The following is a 21,497-nucleotide window of genomic DNA, read 5'->3' on the forward strand; positions in this document are numbered from 1 at the left end:
GGGCTAGCCCTGCGGCGCGGCGACCTCCGTCGGTGCGCTCTCGTCCGGGTCGGTCGGCGTGGGCGGCTGCTGCGCCGTGGCCTGCCGGTAGGTCCAGTTCAGGAAGCGCTCGGCGCCGCGCACCACGTGAGCGCTGCGGATGGACGGGAAGATGTCGAAGGCGTGCTGTGCCCCGCTGATCTCGGCGTAGGCCACCGGGTGGGGGGAGATCTCCCGCAGCCGCTGGACGAACTCCCGCGCCTCGGCCACCGGCACCAGCGAGTCCAGCCGCCCGTGGATGACCAGGAAGGGCGGTGCGTCCTCGGTGATCCGCTCCAGGGGTGAGGCTTGCAGGTAGGACTGCGGGTCCACCTCGTAGCGCGCGGGCATCACCACCCGGCCCAGCACCTCCTCGCGCCGCTGCACCGCGGCGGCCGTGTTGGTCTGGCCGGCGAAGTCGTACACGCCGTAGTGCGGCACGCAGGCCTGCACCGACGTGTCGGCGTCCTCGAAGCCGGGCTGCCAGCTCTTGTCGTCGGAGGTCAGCGCCAAGAGCGCGGCCAGGTGCCCGCCGGCCGACCCGCCGGTGACGGCGACGAAGGAGGGATCTCCGCCGTAGTCGGCGATGTTCTCCCGCACCCAGGCGATGGCCCGCTTGAGGGCCACCACGTGCTCGGGCCACTTCGCCCTGGGGCTGAGCGGGTAGTTGGGTGCCACGCAGATCCAGCCTCGCTCGGCCATGTGCTGCATCAGCGGCACGCCCTGCTGCGCCTTGTGGCCGATCACCCAGCCGCCGCCGTGCACCTGCAGCAGCACCGGCCGGCCCTGCTGGGGCTCCCGGCCGTGGTAGACGTCCAGCCGGTAGCGCTTCCCGCCCTCGGCGTAGGCGATGTTGGACTCGCGGACCACCTCGTCGTTGGCCATCCGGAAGGGCATCGCCAGCTGGCCCCAGGGGGTGGCCAGGTCGTCGGCGTCCGGCTCCCGCTCCAGGCCGGAGGCGTAGTCGTCGCCGAGCGCCTCCCGCAGCGCGTCCTCGATCTCGCCCTTGGCCAGCTGGGAGTCACGGATCAGCTTGACGTAGCCCGCGGCGGACACCGCCTGCAGCGCCAGCGCCAGCCGGTCGTCCCACCCGCGGGTGCCGTGCCTGCGGACGTGCAGCGCTGCACCGGCCGCGTTGAGCGCCAGCAGGTGCGGCGCCAGCTCGGTGGTGAGCCACCCGGAGAAGAAGGCAGGAATCACCGACCAGGACTTGCCGTACGGCCGTACGGCATTTCCGATCGCCGCCAGCTGGAGCGCCTGCCTACCCACATGTCCGAGACCCATTGCGCAATCCTATCTTTTGCCTAGAACTGGTTCTATCTTGCGGCTACCATCCCGGGAATGGAACGCCTCAGCGGCCTTGACGCCAGCTTTCTCTACCTCGAGACCCCGACCCAGCTCTTGCACGTGTGCGGGCTGCTGGAGCTTGACCCGGAGACCGTTCCCGACGGATATTCGTTTGACAAGCTAAAGCATGAGATCTTTCTGCGCACCCGCGCAATTCCGGCGTTTCGACGAAAGCTTTACGATTCGCCGCTGAATGTCGACCACCCGGTGTGGATCGACGACGCCGACTTCGACATCGACCGGCACCTGCACCGCACCGCGATCCCGGCCCCGGGCGGGCGTGAGCAGCTGGCCGAGGCCTGCGCGCACATCGCCGGGATACCGATGGACCGCCAGCGCCCCCTCTGGGAGTTCTGGGTGATCGAGGGGCTGGCCGACGGCAAGATCGCCGTGATGACCAAGATGCACCACGCCAGCGTGGACGGCGTGAGCGGGGCCAACCTGCTGGGCGCGCTCTGCGGCATCGAGCCGGACGCCCCGCGCCCGGAGCCCGACCCCAGCTATCGTCCGGCCCGCAAGCCCAGTGCCCTGCGCCTGGCGATCGACGGGATCACCCACCTGGCGCTGCGCCCCCTGGACATCGTGAAGCTGCTGCCGGAGACGGTGGCACTGGCCGGCGACTGGATAGTCCGCCACCAGCGCGGAGACTCCATGCCGCCGCCGTTCTCCGCGCCCCGCACCTCGTTCAACGGCACCATCACCGGCCACCGCAGCGTGGCCTTCACCGCTGCCAACCTCGACGACGTCAAGGAGATCAAGCGCGCCTTCGGCACCACGGTGAACGACGTGGTGCTGGCCGTGTGCGCCGGCGCCCTGCGCAGCTACCTGGAGTCTCGGGGCGAGCTGCCCGAGAGCCCGCTGCTGGCGATGGTGCCGGTCTCGGTGCGCGAGGACGAGAACGCCGCCAGCGCGGGCAGCCGCAACAAGGTCTCCGGCCTGTTCTCGTCGTTGCCCACCGACATCGCTGACCCGGTCAAGCGGCTGGAGACGATCGCCACGGACAACGCGGTCACCAAGGAGCACCACCAGACGATCAGTGCCGCCATGCTGCAGGACTGGGCGGAGTTTGCGGCACCCACCACGTTCGGGCTGGCCGTGCGGGCGTACTCCAGCCTGCGCCTGGCCGAGCGGCACCCCGTGGTCTACAACCTGGTGATCTCCAACGTGCCCGGGCCACCCATCCCGATGTACTTCCTGGGCGCTGAGGTGCTGGGGCTGTACCCGCTGGGCCCGGTGTTCCACGGTGCGGGGCTCAACGTCACGGTGCTGTCCAACAACGGAAAGCTGGACGTGGGCATCATCGCGTGCCTCGAGCAGGTGCCCAACCCGTGGGCGATCGCCGACGAGGTCCCGCGCCAGATCGAGCTGCTGGTGGCCGCGGCGCGCAAGCGCACCGGCAAGGAGGCCCCCACCGCTCCCAAGGCAGCCCCGGCCAAGAAGGCGGTCCCGACCAAGAAGGCGGTCTCGACCAAGAAGGCGATGCGCAAGGCGCCGGCGAAGAAGGCCACCAGCGCTGCCACCAAGACCGCCTCCAAAGCTGGCGCCACCAAGGCGGCTGCACCCAGGGCGGCTGCAAGCAAGGCGACAGCGACCAAGACGACAGCAGCCAAGACGACAGCGACCAAGGCCCCCGCCACGAAGACCAGTGCCAGCAAGACCGCAGCTGCGACGACCGCCGCCAAGTCCACCGCCACGAAGAAGGCGGCGGCACCACGCAAGACCGCACCGCGCAAGACCGCACCGCGCAAGACGGCGGCCAAGGCCACCGGTCCCAGCGCGGCTACCGGCTCGACCAGCTCCGCAGCGTCAGGCGGGAGCCAGCCGACCGGCGACGGAGGCGCAGGCAGCCAGTAGCGCTGGCTTGAACTTCTCCGCGTTCAACACGCAGGAGGCGTGCCCCGCCGCGATCTCGTAGCTGGTGGAGCCGTAGATCTGGTTGGCGATCCAGCGCTGGCGCCCCGGCGGGATGATGCGGTCACGCCCGGTGATCACCACCGACGTGGGGACGTCGACGTCACCGATCCACTCCGAGGAGTTGAACCGGCTGATCGCCGACACCGACTGCCCCAGCGCCAGCGGGCTGGTGGAACGGAACTCGCCCAGCACCCACCGGTAGGTCTCCTCCGCAGGCAGGTACGGGTGCGGGGCCAGCGTGGCCAGGTGCTCGGCGCGACGACGCGTGGTGGACACCGCCATCTCGGTCAACCGCATGGCAAGGCGGTCCCGGCTGTTGCGCTTGAAGGAGCTGCTGGTGGCGCACAGCACCAGGCCTGCCACCCGCGAGGGGTGCCGGCGCCAGGTCAGCTGGGCCACCAGCGAACCCATCGAGTACCCCACCGGGACGAACTGGTCGATGCCGAGCGCGTCGGCCACCGCCACCACGTCGCTCGCCGCGTCGTCCAGCGAGGACCCCGCGGCCCGGATGCCCTGGCCGTGCCAGCGCTGGTCGAGCAGCACCACCCGGTAGCGCTTGCTCAGCTCCTCCAGCACCGGGTACCAGGTGAGCATCGCGGTGCAGGCGAGCGCGTGCAGCATCACCAGGGTGGGCCCCTCACGGCGGCCGATGTCGGTGACGTAGGTCTGGCCGCGGCCGGGGAGGTCGACCACCTGCCCGACGTGCCGACCCACCAGCTCGGGCAGCGGAACGAGGCGGCGCACACCACTCAACGGCAGGTCACTGAGCACGTCTTTGGGCTCCTTCATCCGTCGGAGTGCTGAACGCATCTCCACCATCGGAGGGTAGGGCACGACGTGCCATTTCCGTCGGACCCGATGCGGTTTTGCACCCATGCCGTTATCCAGCACAAATCCACCCAGGCGCAAAGCCGCCCACCGGAGTCGGCGAGCGAACTGCGGACCCACCCCATAGAGTCTGGCAGGCACCACGATCCGTGTCACAACCACGGGAGGAGAGGTATGTCGGACGAGAAATCCGCTGGGGGACTTCGGGGATTGATCGATCGTCGGGCAAACGAGTACTCCCTGGACAGTGCCGGCGAACGTTTTCAGCAATTTCTCGTCTGGGCTTCACAACCGGTGCTTGATTGGTACTTTCGGATGGAAATCAAAGGGTGGGAACGACTTCCGGAATCGCCCGCCCTGCTGATCGGAGTGCACGCCAGCGGTTTGCTGCCGGTGGAGGCGTACTTGACTGGATTTCAGTGGTATCGCCGATTTGGTGCCGACCGTCCGCTGCACGGGACCGCGCACGACGTGCTCATGTCCCTGCCGGGCTGGGGCCAGTTCCTCCGCAAGATCGGTACCGTCCCCGCCAGCAAGTCAGCGATCACCGAGGCGCTCGAGGCCGGTCACGACGTCATCCTGTGGCCCGGCGGTGACGTGGACGCGCTGCGACCGTGGACCCAGCGCGACCAGGCCATCCTGGACGACCGGATGGGCTTCGTGAAGCTCGCGACCCGGCTGGGGGTGCCCATCGTGCCGGTGGCCAGCGTCGGCGGGTCGGACACCTTGTTCATGCTCACCGAGGGCCGCACCCTGGCCCGGCTGCTGCGCCTGGACAAGCTGGCCCGGGCCAAGTCGTTTCCCATCGCCCTGGGCTTCCCGTTCGGGCTGGCCCCGGGCGTGATCCCGCAGCTGCCGCTGCCGGCCAAGATCCGCACCGAGTTCCTGCCCGTGGTGGACGTCGGGGACGACCCGGAGATGGCCGACGACCCGGACTTCGTGCAGGCCAAGTACCAGGAGGTGGTCGACGCGCTGCAGGAGTCGATGACCCTGCAGGCCGGGCACCGCTCGTTCCCGCTGCTGGGATGATCCGTCGATGACCGCACCCACCACGCCGGCCACCGCACGCACCCTGCCGGGCCGGCTGCTGCAGGCCTACCGGGCCACCGGCGCCGACCTGCCCTTCGGCGACCCCCGCGACGCGCACGGAGTGGCCATGGAGGGCTACTTCTGGCGGTTCACCCAGCCCGACACCGGCCGGGTGGTGCTCGCCCTCAACGGCGTCAACCGGGCCGAGGACGGGCACTGGGCCACGCTCGGGCTGGCCAGCCACCCCAACGGCTTCCTGCGCACCACCGTCCACGACGAGGGCGCGGCCGCCCCGGTGGGCATCGGCGCCCACGCCGGGTCCGCCTTCCGCGGGGAGGGCGACCGGCTGACCGTGGACCTGGGTCCGGACGCGCGCCTGGACGTGCGCATCACCGAGCCGGTGCCCTGGCCGCGTCGGCGCTGGGGCGGCTCCAGCGTGTTCCAGTCGGTGCCGGCGCTGAACCAGTACTGGCACCCGTGGCTGCTGGGCGGTCGCGCGCAGGGCAGCGCCGTGCTGGGCGGCGAGCGGTGGGACCTCGACGGCGCGCAGGTGTACGCGGAGAAGAACTGGGGCCGTGGGGGATTCCCCGACTCCTGGTGGTGGGGGCAGGCGCAGGCCTTCGCCGAGCCGCAGGTGTGTGTGGCCTTCGCCGGCGGGCAGGTCACCGCGGGTCCGCTGCACACCGAGGTGACCGCGCTGGTGGTGCTGCTGCCCGACGGCACGCTGGTGCGCCTGGGCGACCCGGTGGTCTCCCCGGTGCGGGCGGAGGTGAGCGACGAGCGGTGGCTGCTGCACGGGCGCAGCCTCGGCTGGAGCGTCGACGTGGACGCCAGCTCCCCGCTGCACGCCGCGCACGTGCTGCCGGTGCCGCTGCCGGCCGAGCGACGCAACGTGCCCGGGGCCATCGAGCACCTGGGCGGGCGGATGCGCGTGCGGGTGAAGCGCCGGGGACGCCTGGTGTGGGAGGGGGAGTCGGCGCTGGCGGCGCTGGAGCACGGCTCGATCGACCGCGCCGCCCAGGAGGTCGCCCGTCGCGGCGGTGCGCCCGGGGCCACCGGCGCACCGCCGGGACCATCCCGGGGCTAGAAGAGCGAGAGGTCTTCCGGCGGTGCCGGCGTGGCGGCGGCCACGGGGAGCTTGCCGGCCGCGGCCAGCAGGGCGGCCTGGCCGGCGAGCACGTCAGCCTTCTCGTTGAAGTGGTTGCCCTGGTGGCCCTTCACCCACTGGAAGCGCACCGTGCCGGCGCGGCTGGCAATGGCCGCCTCGATGGCCTTGACCAGCTCCAGGTTCTTCACCGGCCCACCGGAGGCGGTCTTCCAGCCCTTGCGCTTCCAGCCCTGCACCCACACCGAGGCGCACTTGATGGCGTACTGGGAGTCGGACTCGATGTAGAGCTCGTCGCTGCCCGGGTGCGCGCGGATGGCCTCCAGCACCGCCTGCAGCTCGGCGATCTGGTTGGTGCCCACCGCCGCGCCGCCCGAGGCGGACGTGCCCTCGTGGTTCACCCAGGCCCAGCCGATGGCTCCCCCGGGGTTGCGCAGGCAGGAGCCGTCCGTGCTGACCATGATCACCGCGCCAGTATGGCGGCCCGGGGTGGGTGACCGGCGCCACCCTGTCGCGCCGGTGCGTCGCGGTCCACACTGAGTCGACGCGGGCTGGTGCGAAGCGGCAGGAGGCGTCACGTGGCGAGTGCAGGAGCGCGACCGGAGCACGTCGTCGTGGTGGGCGCCGGCATGGTGGGGCTGAGCGCGGCGTGGTTCCTGCAGGAGCGCGGCGTGCGGGTCACGGTGCTGGACGCGACCGGGGTGGCCGCGGACGCCTCCTGGGGCAACGCGGGCTGGCTGACGCCGGCGCTCACCCTGCCGCTGCCCGAGCCGGCGGTGCTGCGCTACGGGCTGCGGGCGATGCTGCGGCCGTCCTCGCCGGTGTACGTGCCGCTGACCGCCGACCCGCGCCTGCTGCGATTCCTGGTGGGCTTCGCCCGGCACTGCACCGAGTCCCGGTGGCGCCGCGCGCTGGCGGTGTACCAGCAGCTCACCCCGCTGGCCCTGGAGGCCTACGACGCCCTGGCTGAGGGCCCGCACCCGGTGCCCGAGCCCACCCACGTCGCCGATCCCTTCGTGGCCGCCTTCGCCGACGTCCAGGAGCGCGAGGTGCTGGTGGGCGAGCTGCAGGCGGTGCAGGAGCTGGGCGGCAAGGTGGCCTACGACCTGCTCGACCGAGAGCAGACGCACGCGCTGGGGCTGCCGCTGGGCGAGGGCGTGGTGGCGGGACTGCGGCTGCACGGGCAGCGCTTCCTGCACCCGCCGCGGTTCCTGGCGGCGCTGGCCGAGTCGGTGCGCGCCCGGGGCGGGGAGGTGTCCGCGAGCTGGCCGGTGCGGCAGGTGCGGGAGACGGCGAGCGGCGTGCAGGTGCTCGGGTCCGGCGACGAGCAGGTGAGCGCCGACGCGGTGGTGCTGGCCACAGGCGCCCGGCTCAACGCCCTGGCCCGCCCCTTCGGGGTGCGAGCGCTGGTGCAGGCCGGGCGCGGCTACAGCTTCACCGTGCGCACCGAGACGCCGGTGGACAACCCGCTGTACTTCCCCACCCAGCGGGTGGCCTGCACGCCGCTGGGCGGGGATCAGCTGCGGGTGGCCGGGATGATGGAGCTGCGCAGCCCCGAGGCCCCGCTGGACCCGCGCCGGGTGCAGGCGATCGTGGACGCGACGACGCCCATGCTGCGCGGGGTGGACTGGGCCGCCCGCACCCAGGAGTGGGTGGGCTCGCGGCCGTGCACCACCGACGGGCTGCCGCTGCTGGGCCGCACCCGCTCACCCCGGGTGCACGTGGCCGGTGGGCACGGCATGTGGGGCGTGGCCCTGGGTCCGGCCAGCGGGCGGCTGCTGGCGGACGCGATCACCGGGCATCCGGTGCCAGACGTGCTCAGTCAGCTCGACCCGCTGCGCTAGCCGCACAGGGAGGGAGACCGCGCTCGCGCCCCTACCGACCGGTCGGTAGGCTGCAGTCGTGATTACCACCCCCGCGGTCACCGTGACCGCTCTGACCAAGTCCTACGGCGGTCGCGCCGTCCTCGCTGACGTCTCGCTCACCGTCGCGCGCGGCAGTCGGACGCTCGTGCTCGGACCCAACGGCGCCGGCAAGTCCACGCTGATGGAGATCATCGCCACCCTCCGGACCCCCGACTCCGGGACGGTGCTGATCGACGGGCACGACACCATCACCCAGGTCCGTGAGGCCCGTCGGCTGATTGGCCTCACCCCTCAGGCGCAGGCACTGGATCCCCTGGCCACGCCCGACGAGGTGCTGGGCTTCCAGGCCGTGGCCCTGGGCATGGGCACGCGCGCCGCCCGGAGCAGGACGGAAGAACTGGTCGCGCTATTCGGTCTGGGCGAGCACCGCAGCAAGCGGATCGGAACGCTCTCCGGAGGAACTCGCCGCAAAGGTCGACCTGGCGGTGGCCCTGGTGGGGGAGCCGCCGCTGCTCATCCTGGATGAGCCCACCACCGGGCTCGACCCCCTCAGCCGGATCAGCTTCTGGGAGGAGCTCATGCGCCTGAACGAGGGGGAGAGCGCACGAACGCTCCTGATCTCGACCCAGGACCTGCACGAGGCAGAGGTGCTCGCGACCGACATCATCGTCCTGCGGGACGGCCAGGTCGTGGCCCACGACCGCCCCGACGTCCTCAAGAGCCGCGTCGGTGACCGCACGCTGACGCTCGGACTGGCCGACCCGAGCGCGGCGCGGCACCTTCTCCAGGCCACCCGGGCGGGCTTTCGCGCAGAGCCAGGCGAACCGACCACCGTCCGCCTCGCGCTACCCCGGGACTCCGCGGCGCTCGAGGCCGCGCTGCACGAGATCGGCGCGTGCGCGGGGGCGGTCGAGGAGATACGCCTCACCGAGCCGTCCCTGGACGACGTCTTCCTCGCTCTCGCCGCCCGCTGACCGCTGACCGCACCCACCACCACGCCAGAAAGGGCCTCCTCATGTCAGCTCCCCCGATACCGCTCGCGGCGGCACGCCCCGCCGCCTCGTCACGGGTCACCCTCGCGGCCACTCGCCGCTCCCTCCGAGCACTGCTGCGCTCCCCATCGATGCTGATCAGCCCGCTCGCCCAGTCACTGTTCTTCCTGGTGGTCTACACGGGGCAGCTGGGTGCCGTCGGGAACAGCTACCTCCCCGGCGACAGCTTCATCGCCTTCCTGCTTCCGCTGATCCTCCTCACCGGGGTGGCTACCGGCGCGGGGATGGCCGGCACGCTGGTGCACCAGGACGTCACCAGTGGCTACCTCGACCGCCTCCGCATGGCGCACGGAACCACGACACCGTTCCTCGTCGGCACGCTGCTGGCCGCCCTGGCCGGCGTCGCGCTCCAGCTGGTCGTCACCGTCGCCGGTTCCATGCTGGTGGGCTACCGGCCGGAGACGTGGCTCGGCGCCACCGCGATGCTGGCGCCGATGCTCGGCCTAGGCCTGGCCATTGCCTTGTTCACCGTTGCACTGGCTGTCCGGGGCGCGTCCACGTCCAGCATCAACCTGGTCACGCTCGTGGTCTTCGGGCTGTCCTTCTTCACCGGCGTCTTCGCGCCCGTCGACGAGCTCTCCGGATGGATGCGTGCGGCTGCCACCGTCAACCCCCTCACCCCCATCGTGGAAGCCACCCGCCAGCTCGAGAGTGGCGCCGCGCTCGCTGCGGGCCCGCTCGCCGCAGCCGTGCTCGTTGCACTCGTCGCAGTCGCACTCGTTGCCTGTGTCCTCGCGATACACCACGCACGGAGGACCCGATGACCGCTCACCCCGACACCCGGACCCAGATCATGGCCGCCTTCGGCGAGCAGCTCGCCGCCACGGGGTACTCCGGCGTTTCCCTCCTGGGTGTTGCTCGCACCGCCGGGATCCAGAAGCCGTCGATCTACCACCACTTCCCCGGCGGCAAAGAGGACCTCTACCTGGCCGTGGCACAGCGGTACATCGATGAGCTCCACCACCGAGTGCAGCAAGCGGTCGACAGCGCGGGTCCGCTCGACGCACGCCTGACCGCCCTCGCGATGGCCTGTGCTGAGCACGGACAGTCAACGATCTCCTTCGAGCAGCGTGTCTACGACGCCCTCGACCACGTCAGTGACGCCACCAGGGAACGAGTGTCCCAGCTGTACGTGAGCAAGGTGCTTGACCCGGTCACCGCGCTCTTCGCTGCCGCCGTGGCCGAGGGCCAGCTGGTCGGCGATCCACAGCTGCTGATGAACGCCTTCCTGCACCTCGCCCGCGCGATCGACCTGGCCACACCGCACAGCGAGGGACAGCTGGTCGCCTTGTTCCTCGACGGCGCTCGACCGCGGGACGCTCAGGCGTAGCCACGCGGCCGCTCACCAGGGCAGTGGCCCCTCATCGTTGAAGTACCCGCCGGTGGGCCCGCCGTCGGGCAACGTCGCCAGCTGCAGCGCCACCTGAGCGCCCTGCTCCGGGGTGCGGGTGCCGCGGAAGCCGTTGAGGTCGGTGGCGACGAAGCCGGGGCAGGCGGCGTTGATCAGGATGTTCGTGTCCTGCAGCTCCTTGGCGTACTGCACGGTGACGCCGTTGAGAAACGTCTTCGACGGCGAGTACGCGGCCGAGATGGGACCGGTGTCCGAGCCGGGAGCGCTCTGCAGGGTCAGCGACCCCACGCTGCTGGACATGTTCACGATGCGCGGCGAGGCCGAGCGGCGCAGCAGCGGCAGCACCGCGTTGGTCACCCGGATGACGCCGATGACGTTGGTCTCCACGGCCGCGCGCACCGTGGCGGGGTCGACCAAGGTGGGCCGCTGCTCCGCGCTGCCGGTGATCCCGGCGTTGTTCACCAGCACGTCCAGGCCGCCGCGCTCGGCGAGCAGCTCGGCTGCTGCGGCCACGCTGGCGTCGTCGGTGACGTCCAGCGGAACCCCGAACGCGTCGATCCCGTCCGCCCGCAGCGTGGCCACCGCGGCATCGCGGCGCTGCTCGTCCCGGGCGCCCACCCCCACGCTCCACCCCAGGCGGCCGAGGCCGGCCGCGATCTCGTACCCGATGCCCTTGTTCGCGCCGGTCACCAGCGCTGTTCTCTGTTCGCTCATGCCGGCAACAGTGCCCGGCCCAGGGGGGCAGCGTCCAAGACCGATCGGGTGAGCCGTGATACCGCACGGGTATCGATACAGGGAGGGTCTGGGTATCGTTGCGGGGTGGAAACCCGAGAGCTGAGGTACTTCGTGGCCGTCGCCGAGGAGCTGCACTTCGGCCGGGCCGCAGAGCGGCTCGGGATGGCGCAGCCCCCGTTGTCGCGCGCCATCAGCCAGCTCGAGCGCCGCCTGGGCGCGACACTGCTGGAGCGCAGCCGCCGCGCGGTCACCCTCACCGAGGCCGGGTCGGTGCTGCTGGAGGAGGGGCGAGCGGCGCTGGCCGCGGTGGCGGCTGCCGAGCGTCGCACTCGCCGCACCGCCCTGGCCGCAGCCGGTGAGCCCGCCGTCGTGCTCGCCACCAAGGCCGGCGCGTCCAGCGAGCTGCTGGCCAAGCTGCTCCACGCCTACGCCGCCGAGCCCGGCTCGGCCACGGTCGACGTGGTCCTCTGTGGAATCGGTGAGCAGGCGCAGCTGCTGGCCGACGGCCGCGCCGACGTCGCCCTGCTGCACCAGCCCTTCGACGCCACCGCCGGGTTCGACACCGAGGAGCTGTGCACCGAGGGACAGGTGGCGGTGCTGCCGGCCGGGCACCCGTTCTCCGGCCGCCAGCACGTCACCACCGCCGAGGTGTCCGCGCTGCCCGGACTGCCGCTGCCCCGCTGGCCCCGCGTCGACGGCACGTACCCCGACGGTCCTGGCCCGCAGGCCCACGACCACACCCAGGTGCTGCAGATGATCGCCCTGGGTCGGGCGTCAGCGATCCTGCCGGAATCGGTCCGCGCCCAGCTGCGCGAGGGCCACACCACCGCCCCGGTGGTCGACGCACCCGCGGTCACCACCGTCATCGCGTGGCCGACGCACAGCCGCTCCCGGGTGGTCGCCGACCTCGTCCGAACGGCGACCCGCCTCTAGCTTGGGCACCGTGCACAGGAACAGGGCAAACCCCTGTGCCACTTGACCGTCCTCGGGCTGCTCGCTGGCCGCTTGACTAGTGCCATCAGCACGCGAGCCACCCGAGAACGGAAGGCATGACATGACCGAGCTTCTCAACCAGGAAGACTTCCGGGCCGCCCTCAAGGACGCGATCAAGGGCCGCGAGGCGAAGAACGCCTCCTTCAGCAAAGCCTGGGCCGACGGCGAGCTGCAGCGCCACCACTTCGCCCGCTGGGCGGAGAACCACTACCAGTACGTCGGCCCCTTCGCCGACTACCTGGGCTACATCTACTGCAACACCCCGGACACCTGCGTGGACGCCAAGGACTTCCTGCTGCAGAACATGTACGAGGAGGAGCTGGCCGACATCCGACACACCGACCTGCTCATCCGCTTCGGTGAGGTCTGCGGCACCACCAAGGAGCGCATCGAGGACCCGAACAACGCCAACGCCGTCACCCGCGGCCTGCAGGCCTGGTGCTACGCCGTGGCCATGCGCGAGCACTTCGTCGTCGCCACCGCGGCCCTGGTCGTTGGCCTGGAGTCGCAGGTGCCCGACATCTACAAGAAGCAGATCGTCCCGCTGCGCGGTGTGTACGGCTTCACCGAGGACGAGATCGAGTTCTTCGAGCTGCACATCACCTCCGACGTGGTGCACGGCGAGCGCGGCTTCCAGATCGTGCTGGAGCACGCCAACACGGTGGAGCTGCAGCAGCGCTGCCTGCAGTTCGTCCGGTGGGGCGCGGAGATGCGCTACTCCTACACCAAGTCGCTGTTCGACAGCTACGTGGCGCCCGACCTCGTCACCGCCTGAGCCACTCCGCTCAACCGGGATCGACCGGGGCGCTGGGCAGCTGCCTGGCGCCCCGGCCCCTTCACCGCCCCCCAACACCGGAGGTCAGCGTGACCAGCTGGGTGCACGTGGCCGAGCTCCGCGAGCTCAGTCGACGCAAGAAGAAGCTGGTGGTCGTGGAGGGCCGGGCGATCGCCCTGTTCCTCCTCGACGACGAGGTGCACGCCATCGACGACGTCTGCGGCCACAAGCAGCGCTCGCTGGTCAAGGGCACCGTGCTGGACGGGCAGGTGATCTGCCCCGGCCACCAGTGGAAGTTCGACCCCCGCACCGGCCAGGCCGAGGACCAGGCCCTGTGCCAGCCCGTCTTCGCCGTCCAGGTGACCGACGACGGCCGCATCCTCCTGGACCCGGTGCCCCGGGTGAGCACTCCCCGGGGCACCGTCGCCGTCCCCGAAGCCCCCCACGAAGCGAGCGAGGTGTCCCCATGACTGCACGCCCCACCCTGGTCGTCGTCGGTGCCGGGCACGTGGCCGCCGCCGCCGCCCGCGGGCTGCGTCGCCGTGGCTTCGACGGGCGCGTCATCGTGCTCGGCGACGAGCCGACCGGCCCCTACCAGCGTCCGATGCTGTCCAAGGAGCGCCTGACGTCGGCCACCGAGGACGGCCTCTGGCTGCTCGACGCCCCGTGGTGCGCCGCCAACGACGTCGAGGTGCGCACCGACAGCCGGGTGGAGCGGATCGCCGCCGACACCGGCGAGGTGCTGCTGTTCGACGGTTCCGCGGTGCGCGCCGACCTGGTGCTGGTGGCCACCGGCGGCCAGGCCCGGCAGCTGCCCGGCGTCGGCGGTGCTCGGGTGCACCACGTGCGCACCCTCGCCGACACCGACCGGCTGCGCGAGCGCCTGCAGCCCGGCCGGCGCATCGGCGTCCTGGGCGGGGGCTTCCTGGGCACCGAGGTGGCCGCGGCCGCCCGCAGCCGGGGCGCCGACGTGGTGGTGGTCGACCGCGACCCGGTGCTGCTGTCCCGCGTGCTCGGCGCCGACATCGGTGCCGCCGTGATGGGCCTGCACCGCGACAACGGCGTGGAGCTGGCGCTGGGCCAGCCGGTGCAGGACGTCCGCGTCGGCCCCGACGGCGTGCACCTGAGCGTGGGCGCCACCACCGAGGTGGTCGACGACCTGGTGGTCTGCATCGGCATCGAGCCGGACATGGCGGTGGCGCTGCGCTCGGGCCTGCGGGTGAGCAACGGCATCGACGTCGACGCCCAGGGCCGCACCTCCCTGCCCACCGTGTTCGCCGCCGGCGACGTGGCCGCCCACGACCACCCGCGCTACGGCCGGGTGCGGGTGGAGCACGTCGACGTCGCCCAGCAGCAGGCCGCCGCCATCGCCGCCACCATCGCCGGCCGACCCACCACCTTCGACGGCCCGCACTGGTTCTGGACCGACCAGTACGACGTCAACCTGCAGGGTCTGGGCCTCAGCGACATCCGGCCCAGCGACGTCGTGGTCACCCGCGGCGACGTGGCGGGCCTGGACGGATCGCTGTTCTGGCTCCGCCACGGCGTGGTGGTGGCCGCCGCCGCCATCGACCGCGGCGAGGACGTGATGGCCGCCCGCGAGCTGATCGACCTGGCCGCGCCGGTGGACCCCGAGCAGCTCCGCGACGACACGACCGACCTGGACGAGCTGGTGGAGACGCTGGCCGACGCGATGTACGACGAAGAAGTGGTGGTCTGATGACAAGCTCCGTCCGCAACCTGCTCGACGGCGAGTGGCTGGAGTCGGTGACCGGCCGGTCCTTCGAGCGCCGCGACCCCGCCGACACCCGGGTGCTGGTGAGCACCGCCCCGGAGTCCAGCGCCAAGGACGCCGACGCGGCCGTGGGCGCCGTCGCCGCCGGCTGGCGCACCTGGGCCGACACCGCCCCCGAGGCCCGCGCGGTGGTGCTCGAGCGCGCCGCCGGCCTGCTCGAGGCACAGGCCGACAGCCTGGCGCAGGACCTGGTCCGCGAGGAGGGCAAGACCGCGGCCGAGGCGGCCTTCGAGGTCAGCCGCACCCCGATGAACCTGCGCTTCTACGCCGGCGAGGCGGTCCGCACCTCCGGGCGCACCCTGGCCTCGGCGGAGGGCAGCTGGGTGTTCACCACCCGCGCGCCGCTGGGCGTGGTCGCGGCGATCACCCCGTGGAACTTCCCGCTGAACATCCCCTCCCGCAAGCTCGGTCCCGCCCTGGCCGCGGGCAACGGCGTGGTGTTCAAGCCCAGCGAGGTCACCCCGCTGCTCGGGCAGCGGCTGGTGGACGCGCTGCTGGAGGCCGGCGTGCCCCGCGGCGCGCTGGCCGTGCTGCACGGCGGCGCGGAGGTCAGCCAGGCCCTGGTGGCCGACGACCGGGTGGGCGCGGTGACCTTCACCGGCTCCACCCCGGTCGGCGAGGCCATCCACCGCGCGGTGCCCGCCAGCCGGCGCACCCAGCTGGAGATGGGCGGCAAGAACCCTGTGGTGGTGCTCGAGGACGCCGACCTGGACCGGGCCACCGCCCTGATCGTCAAGGGCGCCTTCGGCCTGGCCGGTCAGGCCTGCACCGGCACCAGCCGCGTGCTGGTGCACGAGTCGGTGCACGACGAGCTGCTCGAGCGGGTCGCCGCCGCGGCCCGGGCGCTCACCGTGGGCCCGGGCACCGCCGCCGGGGTGAACCTGGGGCCGCTGGCCACCGCCCGGCAGAAGGCCACGGTGCTCGGCCACGTCGAGCGGGCCCTGGCCGACGGGGCTCGCCGCGTGGCCGGCGGCCCGGAGGACGGCGACATGGAAGCCGGCGCGCTGGCCCACGGACACTTCGTGCGGCCCACCGTCTTCGCCGACGTCGACCCACTCTCCGCCCTGGCCACCGAGGAGGTGTTCGGCCCCGTGCTGGCGTTCCTGCGGGTCGGCTCCTTCGACGAGGCGCTGGCCATCGCCGACAACACCCGGTTCGGGCTGTCGGCCGCGATCGTCACCGCCGACCTCGGCCGGGCGATGCGCTTCGCCAGGGAGGCCCCCGCCGGCCTGGTCAAGATCAACCAGCCCACCACCGGGCAGGCCATGAACGCGCCGTTCGGCGGCATCAAGGACAGCAGCACCCAGACATCCAAAGAACAGGCAGGTGACGCCATGATGGCCTTCTACACGGTGGACAAGACCGTCTACCTGAGCGCATGACCGACCACCAGCCGCAGGTCGCGGCCACCCCCACCGACAGCACACCCACCAACGGCACCCCGGTGGACAACGCGTCACCCCCGCCCTGCGAGTTCGTCGCGGTCTGCCGCGCCGGGCAGGTCCGGGACGGCTACGTCCGCCGGTTCTACGCCACCACCGAGCACGGCGAGCTGGAGCTGGCGATCTCCCGGCTGCACGGCAAGGCCTACGCCACGTCCAACTACTGCACCCACCTGGACTGCCTGCTCAGCTCGGGCAAGCTGCAGGACGACGGCATCCGCTGCTCCTGCCACAACAGCGTGTTCGAGCTGGAGGGCGGCACCCCCATCCAGCCGCCGGCCACCGAGCCGATCGCCACCTACCCGGTGCGCGAGGAGGACGGAAAGGTGCTGGTCGGGCTCACCGAGCGCGACGTGCTCGAGGGCGGGCCCCGGCGACGCCGGCTGCCGAAGTGACCGTGTCCACCGGCTCCTGGCCCGACAGCTGGGGCCCGGTGCGCACCTCCACCCTGGCCACCGGCGGGATGGTCAGCAGCTCCCACCCGGCAGTGAGCCAGGTGGGGGCGGGGGTTCTCGCCTCCGGCGGCACCGCGGTGGACGCCGTGCTGGCGATGACCGCGCTGTCCTGGATCGCCCTGCCCGGCCAGTCCGGCATCGGCGGCGACGCGTTTGCCGTGGTCCGCGAGCCCGACGGTCAGGTGTGGACGGTCAACGGCAGTGGCTACGGTCCGGACGGGGCGAGCGCGGAGAGCTGGGCCGAGCGTGGCCAGCGGGTGCTGCCCGGCACCGGACCGCTGTCGGTCGCCACCCCCGGCGCGCTGGGCGCACTGTCTACCCTGCACACCCGCGGCGGCACCCGGCCGCTGAGCGAGCTGTGGTCGGGTGCCGCGGCCGCCGCCCGCACGGGCTTTCCGTGCACCGCGAAGAACCGCGCGGACATCGCCGAGCACACCGCGGCGCTGCGGGCCGACGAGAGCCTGGCCCGCTGGCTGCTGCCGGACGGGCACCTGCCCGCGGTGGGCCAGCGACTGGCCTGCCCCGAGCTGGCCACCAGCATCGAGGCGCTGGCCGCTGATCCCACGCTGCTGCACCGCGGGTGGATGGGCGAGGCCGCGGTGGCGCTGCTGCAGGCCGGCGGGGCGCCGTTCTCCGGGGACGAGTGGCCGCTGGGCCTCGACGTCCCGGCCGAGGCCGCCATCAGCGCGTCCTGGGGCGAGCACGTGGTGCACCAGACGCCGCCGCCCACGCCCGGCTGGATGGTGCTGCAGCAGGCCGGGCTGCTCGACGGACGGCTGGCCGGTCGCTGCACCTGGGACGCTGAGGCGGTGCACCTGCTTGCCCTGGCCGCCCGCCGAGCCTTCGCCGACCGCTACCGCAGCTGCGGCTCCGACAACGACGCCTGGCGGGCGCTGCTGGACCCGGCCGTGCTGGCCGCGACCCGTGCCGAGCTGGGCGCCCGCCCCGATCCCGCCACCGTGCCGGTGTCGGTGGCCGGTGACACCACCAGCTGCGTCGCGGTGGACGCCGAGGGGCGTGCGGTCAGCGCAATCTCCTCGCTGGCCTTCACCTACGGCGCCCGGATCAGCGTTCCCGGCACCGGGATCGCGCTGAACAACCGGTTGGCGCGTGGGTCCTACCTGCTGCCCGGACACCCCAACGCCCTGGCTCCCCGGCGCAAGCCGCTGCACACCCTCAACGCCTGGATCGTCACCGACGCGGCCGGGCGGCTGCGCCACGTGGGCAACACCCCGGGCGGCGACGGCCAGGTGCAGTGGAACACCCAGCTGCTGGCCCACCTGCTCGACGGTGGCGTCGACCCGCAGACCGCGGTGAGCGCGCCGCGGCACACCGTGCACCCCGGCTCCGACGCCGACGCGCTGCACCAGCCGGAGACGCTGCAGGTGGAGAGCCGGCTGGGCGCGACCGTGTTGACCGAGCTGGCCGAGCGCGGGCACGACCTGCGGGACATGGGCCCGTGGGGCGCCGGGGGCAGCGCCCAGGTGATCAGCGTGGACCACGACCGGGGTGTGCTCGCCGGTGCCGCGGACCCCCGGATGGACGGGGTGGCCCTCGGTGTCTGATCAATTCACCAGTGCGGTTCCACCGCAGGGCGACTACGTGGCCGCGGTGGTGCACGGCGGGCTCGTCCTCACCGCGGGGATGACCCCGCGCCGCGCCGGGGTGCTGCAGGTGCGCGGCACGGTCGGCGACGACGTCGACCTGGCCGCCGCGCAAGAAGCCGCAGCCATGGCGGCGGGCAACGCGCTGCTGGCCGTCGCGGAGGCCGCCGGCGGCCTGGAGCGGGTGGCGCGGGTCCTGCGGATGACCGTCTTCGTGGCCGCGGTCGACGGCTTCACCGAGCACTCCCGGGTGGCCGACGGGGCGTCGCGGGCCCTCACCGCCCAGCTGGGCCCCCGGGGTCGCGCGGCCCGCAGCGCGGTCGGGGTGGCCTCGCTGCCCTCCGGCGCACCGGTGGAGGTGGAGCTGACCGTCGCGCTCGCCGACTAGCGAGGGTTGCACGCACCAGTAGGGGCGCACCCACGGGTGCGCCCCTACTGTGTTGGCCTGGCTCAGGCGGTGACGGTGCTCGCTGCGGCCTGCTGCGCGGCCACGTGGTCGGCAAAGGCCTGCAGCGCTGCGGCGCCCACGGCCTTGTCCTGCTCACCGTTGCCACCGCTGACGCCCACGCCGCCGACGATCTGGCCCTCGTGCACGATCGGGAAGCCACCCACGAAGACTGCGAACTTGCCGGGCAGCATGTGCTGGATGCCGAACGCCTCGTTGCCCGGCAGGACCGGGCCGTTGGGCGGCTCGTTGAACAGGTGCGTGGCCCGCTCGTGGCCGGCTGCGGTGAACGCCTTGGCGATGGAGATGTCCACGCCGGTCAGGCGGGCGCCGGGCAGCCGGTGCAGAGCGATGACGTTGCCGCCGTCGTCGACCACGCAGATGGTCTGCTTGACGCCGATCTCCTCGGCCTTGGCCCGGGCGGCGACGAGGACGGGCAGCGCGTCGTCGAGGGTGATGCGGAAGACCTGGTGCACAGGACGCTCCTTCTCCGGGCGAGCCGGTCAGACGATGGGCACAGCCCCGGGGGGACCGTTTCCACCAGCCTGGCGGCTCACCGTAGTGGCGCCAATGGTGAGAGTGCCCGTGCTGAACCGCTTTTCGCTGTGCACAATGCCCACTCTGATCTGAACCTACCGAGGAGCGACACCTAGTGGCTGGTCGTGATGCCAGCCAGGAAGATGTCCACTCCGGCGAGAAACTGCTCGCGGTCGTCGTGCTCGTGGAGCAGCGATGCTGTCTCCTGCGCGATGGGGTCGGAGTCGTGCCGCGTCCACTCTGCCGCCAGGGCCTTGAGGTACGCCTCTCGATCCGCGTCCCGGGGAACCCGGCGTGCGCCGGCCGCGTGTTGTGCTGCCGAACCGAGGATGTAGCTGACCAACGCTGATCCGGCATCTGACCGGGCCGACCCGGTCACGCCGAGGCGGTGAAGCTGCGCGCCGATGCCCTTCCAGATCCGGAAGACCGCAGCCTGCAACGGCTCACGGGAGAGCTGAGTCCCGACCCACGGATGCGCATCGATCGCGTCGAAGATCCCCAGCGCCAGAGCACGGATGCTCCGCCTCGGGCCCTCGTCACCTTCGGCACGCGCCACGATTCGGCCGATGATGCCGTCGGTGGCCGCGGCAAGGAGCTCTTCCTTGTTGGCGACGTGGTGGTAGATCGCGCCCCGACCGGTCGCGAGATGTGTCGTCAGCGCCCGGACCGTCAGACCACTCTCGCCTGCCGTGTCGAGCAGCTCGATGGTCGCCTCGACGATCCGGTCCCGCGAGAGCGCGTCTGAGCGCCGTGGACCTCGCGGCGTGGAGCTGGTCATGAGCACCATCTTGACACGATTGGACCATAGGTCCAAAGTACCGATGGACCAACGGTCCAATAGTTCTCGAGAGGGACACCATGATCACTCCAGTCACCGTCGTCGGCGCGGGCCTTGGCGGCCTCACCCTCGCTCGCGTCCTGCACCTGAACGGCATTCCCGTCACCGTCTACGACGCAGACGCCTCACCCGAGGCACGGACGCAGGGCGGGCAGCTCGACCTGCACGAGCACAACGGCCAGCGCGCGCTGGAGATCGCCGGGCTCACCCGGGAGTACCGCGGGATCGTCCACCGGGGCGGCGCAGCCCAGCGAGTGGTCGACCAACACGGCACAGTGCTTGCCGAGCTGCCCGACGACGGCTCCATGGCAAGCCCCGAAGCCCTCCGGGGCGACATCCGACGGATCCTCCTGGAATCCCTTCCGGCGGGCACGGTGCAGTGGGGGAAGAAGCTCCTCTCCGCCACTCCGCTCGGCCGAGGACAGCACGAGCTTGCCTTCGCGAGCGGGCCCGCGGTCCGCGCCGAGGTCCTGGTCGGTGCTGACGGCGCGTGGTCGAAGGTCCGGGAGCTGCTCTCCGGCCAGAAGCCCACGTATGCGGGCGTGAGCTACGTGGAGACGTACCTGCACGACGTGGACGAACGCCATGCCGCAACGGCGGCTGTAGTTGGCAGTGGCGCGCTGTACGCCCTTGCTCCGGGCAAGGGGTTCCTCGCACACCGCGAACCGGGCGGGACCATCCACACCTACGTCGTGCTCAGCCGTCCAGCCCAGTGGTTCGCCGACATCGACTTCACCGACGCCGCCGCCGCCAAGGCGCGCGTCGCGGCCGAGCTCGAGGGATGGGCGCCCGAGCTCATCTCGTTGATCGCCGACGGAGAGACCGGACCCGTTCTGCGCAGCATCTACCGGCTCCCGAACCGCCACCAGTGGGACCGCGTCCCCGGCGTCACACTTCTGGGGGACGCCGCGCACGTGACCCTCCCCGGGGGCGAGGGTGCGAACATCGCGATGCTCGACGGTGCCGAGCTGGGCCAGGCGATCGCCGCCCACCCGGACGACGTCGAGGCCGCCCTCGCCGGCTACGAGGAAGCGATGTTCCGACGCAGCGAGGCCGAAGCGATCGCCGCGCACGAGACCATCGAGCTCATCTTCGGCGCCAGTGCACCCTCCGGCCTTGTCAACCTCTTCACGGGAACCGACGGGCCCTCGTCCGGCTAGGCCAGAGCTGTTGCGGTCCGATTGTTAACCGAGCCGAAACTGCCATTTACACCCAGTAGTTGTGACACGGTGCACACTGCACATCATCGGCCCTGTGCAGTTGTGCACGTTGCGCATGGACGGCGGTCGTCGCTTCCGGAAGTTTGACCCTCGTGGCCCCCCGCACGCCGGACCCGCCGGCGGTGGGCGTCGCGCGGATGTTGTCCCAG

General features: G+C 71.9%; 23 protein-coding genes. 17 read left to right on the forward strand and 6 right to left on the reverse strand.

Annotated elements, in window-relative coordinates; genetic code table 11:
* Positions 1–3 precede the first annotated feature (3 nt).
* The gene (locus AC3YNX_RS04210) at positions 4–1,302 is read right to left on the reverse strand and encodes an alpha/beta hydrolase (RefSeq protein ID WP_489994693.1); all 1,299 of its coding nucleotides are present in this window, start codon (positions 1,300–1,302) and stop codon (positions 4–6) included.
* A 57-nt stretch (positions 1,303–1,359) separates the two neighbouring features.
* On the opposite strand from AC3YNX_RS04210, the gene AC3YNX_RS04215 reads away from it, so the two are divergent.
* Positions 1,360–3,219, forward strand: coding sequence for a WS/DGAT/MGAT family O-acyltransferase (locus AC3YNX_RS04215; RefSeq protein WP_489994694.1), 1,860 nt, complete (start codon positions 1,360–1,362; stop codon positions 3,217–3,219).
* Here the strand turns inward: AC3YNX_RS04215 and AC3YNX_RS04220 are convergent.
* A complete protein-coding gene (locus AC3YNX_RS04220) occupies positions 3,172–4,068 on the reverse strand; it encodes an alpha/beta fold hydrolase (protein ID WP_489994695.1) in 897 nt (298 codons plus the stop codon). The two genes, AC3YNX_RS04215 and AC3YNX_RS04220, sit on opposite strands and share 48 nt — an antisense overlap.
* Positions 4,069–4,422: 354 nt before the next feature.
* Here AC3YNX_RS04220 and AC3YNX_RS04225 point away from each other — a divergent pair, with 354 nt between their 5' ends.
* The gene (locus tag AC3YNX_RS04225; protein ID WP_489994696.1) at positions 4,423–5,136 is read left to right on the forward strand and encodes a lysophospholipid acyltransferase family protein; all 714 of its coding nucleotides are present in this window, start codon (positions 4,423–4,425) and stop codon (positions 5,134–5,136) included.
* A gap of 7 nt (positions 5,137–5,143) precedes the next feature.
* A complete protein-coding gene (locus AC3YNX_RS04230) occupies positions 5,144–6,223 on the forward strand; it encodes a tocopherol cyclase family protein (RefSeq protein ID WP_489994697.1) in 1,080 nt (359 codons plus the stop codon).
* On the opposite strand, the gene AC3YNX_RS04235 is transcribed toward AC3YNX_RS04230, so the two are convergent.
* The gene (locus tag AC3YNX_RS04235; RefSeq protein ID WP_489982240.1) at positions 6,220–6,708 is read right to left on the reverse strand and encodes a ribonuclease H family protein; all 489 of its coding nucleotides are present in this window, start codon (positions 6,706–6,708) and stop codon (positions 6,220–6,222) included. The two genes, AC3YNX_RS04230 and AC3YNX_RS04235, sit on opposite strands and share 4 nt — an antisense overlap.
* 111 nt (positions 6,709–6,819) lie before the next feature.
* Here AC3YNX_RS04235 and AC3YNX_RS04240 point away from each other — a divergent pair, with 111 nt between their 5' ends.
* The 5 genes from AC3YNX_RS04240 to AC3YNX_RS04260 are packed head-to-tail and all read left to right on the forward strand — an operon-like array spanning position 6,820 to position 10,488.
* Positions 6,820–8,085, forward strand: a complete 1,266-nt coding sequence (locus tag AC3YNX_RS04240; protein ID WP_489994698.1) for an NAD(P)/FAD-dependent oxidoreductase — start codon at positions 6,820–6,822, stop codon at positions 8,083–8,085.
* 58 nt (positions 8,086–8,143) lie between these two features.
* Positions 8,144–8,632 (forward strand): ATP-binding cassette domain-containing protein, encoded by a 489-nt coding sequence (locus AC3YNX_RS04245; protein WP_489994699.1) that lies wholly within the window; start codon positions 8,144–8,146, stop codon positions 8,630–8,632.
* Positions 8,592–9,080: a DrrA family ABC transporter ATP-binding protein gene (locus AC3YNX_RS04250; protein WP_489994700.1), complete on the forward strand. Its 489-nt coding sequence runs from the start codon at positions 8,592–8,594 to the stop codon at positions 9,078–9,080. The genes AC3YNX_RS04245 and AC3YNX_RS04250 overlap by 41 nt, the downstream gene beginning before the upstream one ends.
* A gap of 41 nt (positions 9,081–9,121) precedes the next feature.
* Positions 9,122–9,922, forward strand: coding sequence for an ABC transporter permease (locus AC3YNX_RS04255; protein ID WP_489994701.1), 801 nt, complete (start codon positions 9,122–9,124; stop codon positions 9,920–9,922).
* The gene (locus AC3YNX_RS04260; protein WP_489994702.1) at positions 9,919–10,488 is read left to right on the forward strand and encodes a TetR/AcrR family transcriptional regulator; all 570 of its coding nucleotides are present in this window, start codon (positions 9,919–9,921) and stop codon (positions 10,486–10,488) included. Before AC3YNX_RS04255 ends, AC3YNX_RS04260 begins: the two co-directional genes overlap by 4 nt.
* 12 nt (positions 10,489–10,500) lie before the next feature.
* Here AC3YNX_RS04260 and AC3YNX_RS04265 read toward each other — a convergent pair whose 3' ends face one another.
* Positions 10,501–11,223, reverse strand: coding sequence for an SDR family oxidoreductase (locus AC3YNX_RS04265; RefSeq protein ID WP_489994703.1), 723 nt, complete (start codon positions 11,221–11,223; stop codon positions 10,501–10,503).
* 105 nt (positions 11,224–11,328) lie between these two features.
* Between AC3YNX_RS04265 and AC3YNX_RS04270 the strand changes: the two genes are divergently transcribed.
* From AC3YNX_RS04270 to AC3YNX_RS04305, 8 genes are all read left to right on the forward strand, one after another.
* Positions 11,329–12,177 carry a LysR family transcriptional regulator gene (locus tag AC3YNX_RS04270; RefSeq protein WP_489994704.1) on the forward strand — a complete coding sequence of 283 codons (849 nt, stop codon included), beginning with the start codon at positions 11,329–11,331 and terminating at the stop codon, positions 12,175–12,177.
* 121 nt (positions 12,178–12,298) lie between these two features.
* Positions 12,299–13,012: an iron-containing redox enzyme family protein gene (locus tag AC3YNX_RS04275; RefSeq protein ID WP_127784464.1), complete on the forward strand. Its 714-nt coding sequence runs from the start codon at positions 12,299–12,301 to the stop codon at positions 13,010–13,012.
* Between the two features lie 89 nt (positions 13,013–13,101).
* Positions 13,102–13,482: a Rieske (2Fe-2S) protein gene (locus AC3YNX_RS04280; protein WP_127784465.1), complete on the forward strand. Its 381-nt coding sequence runs from the start codon at positions 13,102–13,104 to the stop codon at positions 13,480–13,482.
* A complete protein-coding gene (locus AC3YNX_RS04285) occupies positions 13,479–14,732 on the forward strand; it encodes an NAD(P)/FAD-dependent oxidoreductase (RefSeq protein WP_127784466.1) in 1,254 nt (417 codons plus the stop codon). The genes AC3YNX_RS04280 and AC3YNX_RS04285 overlap by 4 nt, the downstream gene beginning before the upstream one ends.
* Entirely contained in the window at positions 14,732–16,189 is a 1,458-nt protein-coding gene (locus tag AC3YNX_RS04290) for an aldehyde dehydrogenase family protein (RefSeq protein WP_127784467.1), read from the forward strand. The genes AC3YNX_RS04285 and AC3YNX_RS04290 overlap by 1 nt, the downstream gene beginning before the upstream one ends.
* Complete coding sequence (locus AC3YNX_RS04295; RefSeq protein ID WP_127784468.1) at positions 16,186–16,644, forward strand: Rieske (2Fe-2S) protein; 459 nt, start codon at positions 16,186–16,188, stop codon at positions 16,642–16,644. Before AC3YNX_RS04290 ends, AC3YNX_RS04295 begins: the two co-directional genes overlap by 4 nt.
* 68 nt (positions 16,645–16,712) lie before the next feature.
* Positions 16,713–18,269 (forward strand): gamma-glutamyltransferase family protein, encoded by a 1,557-nt coding sequence (locus AC3YNX_RS04300; RefSeq protein ID WP_489994979.1) that lies wholly within the window; start codon positions 16,713–16,715, stop codon positions 18,267–18,269.
* Positions 18,262–18,696, forward strand: a complete 435-nt coding sequence (locus AC3YNX_RS04305) for a RidA family protein (protein WP_127784469.1) — start codon at positions 18,262–18,264, stop codon at positions 18,694–18,696. Before AC3YNX_RS04300 ends, AC3YNX_RS04305 begins: the two co-directional genes overlap by 8 nt.
* Positions 18,697–18,758: 62 nt before the next feature.
* Here the strand turns inward: AC3YNX_RS04305 and AC3YNX_RS04310 are convergent, their stop codons facing one another.
* Together AC3YNX_RS04310 and AC3YNX_RS04315 are read right to left on the reverse strand one after the other, a co-directional pair.
* Positions 18,759–19,229 carry a GlcG/HbpS family heme-binding protein gene (locus tag AC3YNX_RS04310; protein WP_127784470.1) on the reverse strand — a complete coding sequence of 157 codons (471 nt, stop codon included), beginning with the start codon at positions 19,227–19,229 and terminating at the stop codon, positions 18,759–18,761.
* A 173-nt stretch (positions 19,230–19,402) separates the two neighbouring features.
* Positions 19,403–20,068 (reverse strand): TetR/AcrR family transcriptional regulator, encoded by a 666-nt coding sequence (locus tag AC3YNX_RS04315; protein ID WP_489994705.1) that lies wholly within the window; start codon positions 20,066–20,068, stop codon positions 19,403–19,405.
* An 80-nt stretch (positions 20,069–20,148) separates the two neighbouring features.
* On the opposite strand from AC3YNX_RS04315, the gene AC3YNX_RS04320 reads away from it, so the two are divergent.
* The gene (locus AC3YNX_RS04320; RefSeq protein ID WP_127784472.1) at positions 20,149–21,288 is read left to right on the forward strand and encodes an FAD-dependent oxidoreductase; all 1,140 of its coding nucleotides are present in this window, start codon (positions 20,149–20,151) and stop codon (positions 21,286–21,288) included.
* The last annotated feature ends 209 nt before the right edge of the window (positions 21,289–21,497 follow it).

Source organism: Rhodococcus sp. Z13_19A (genome assembly GCF_058133575.1).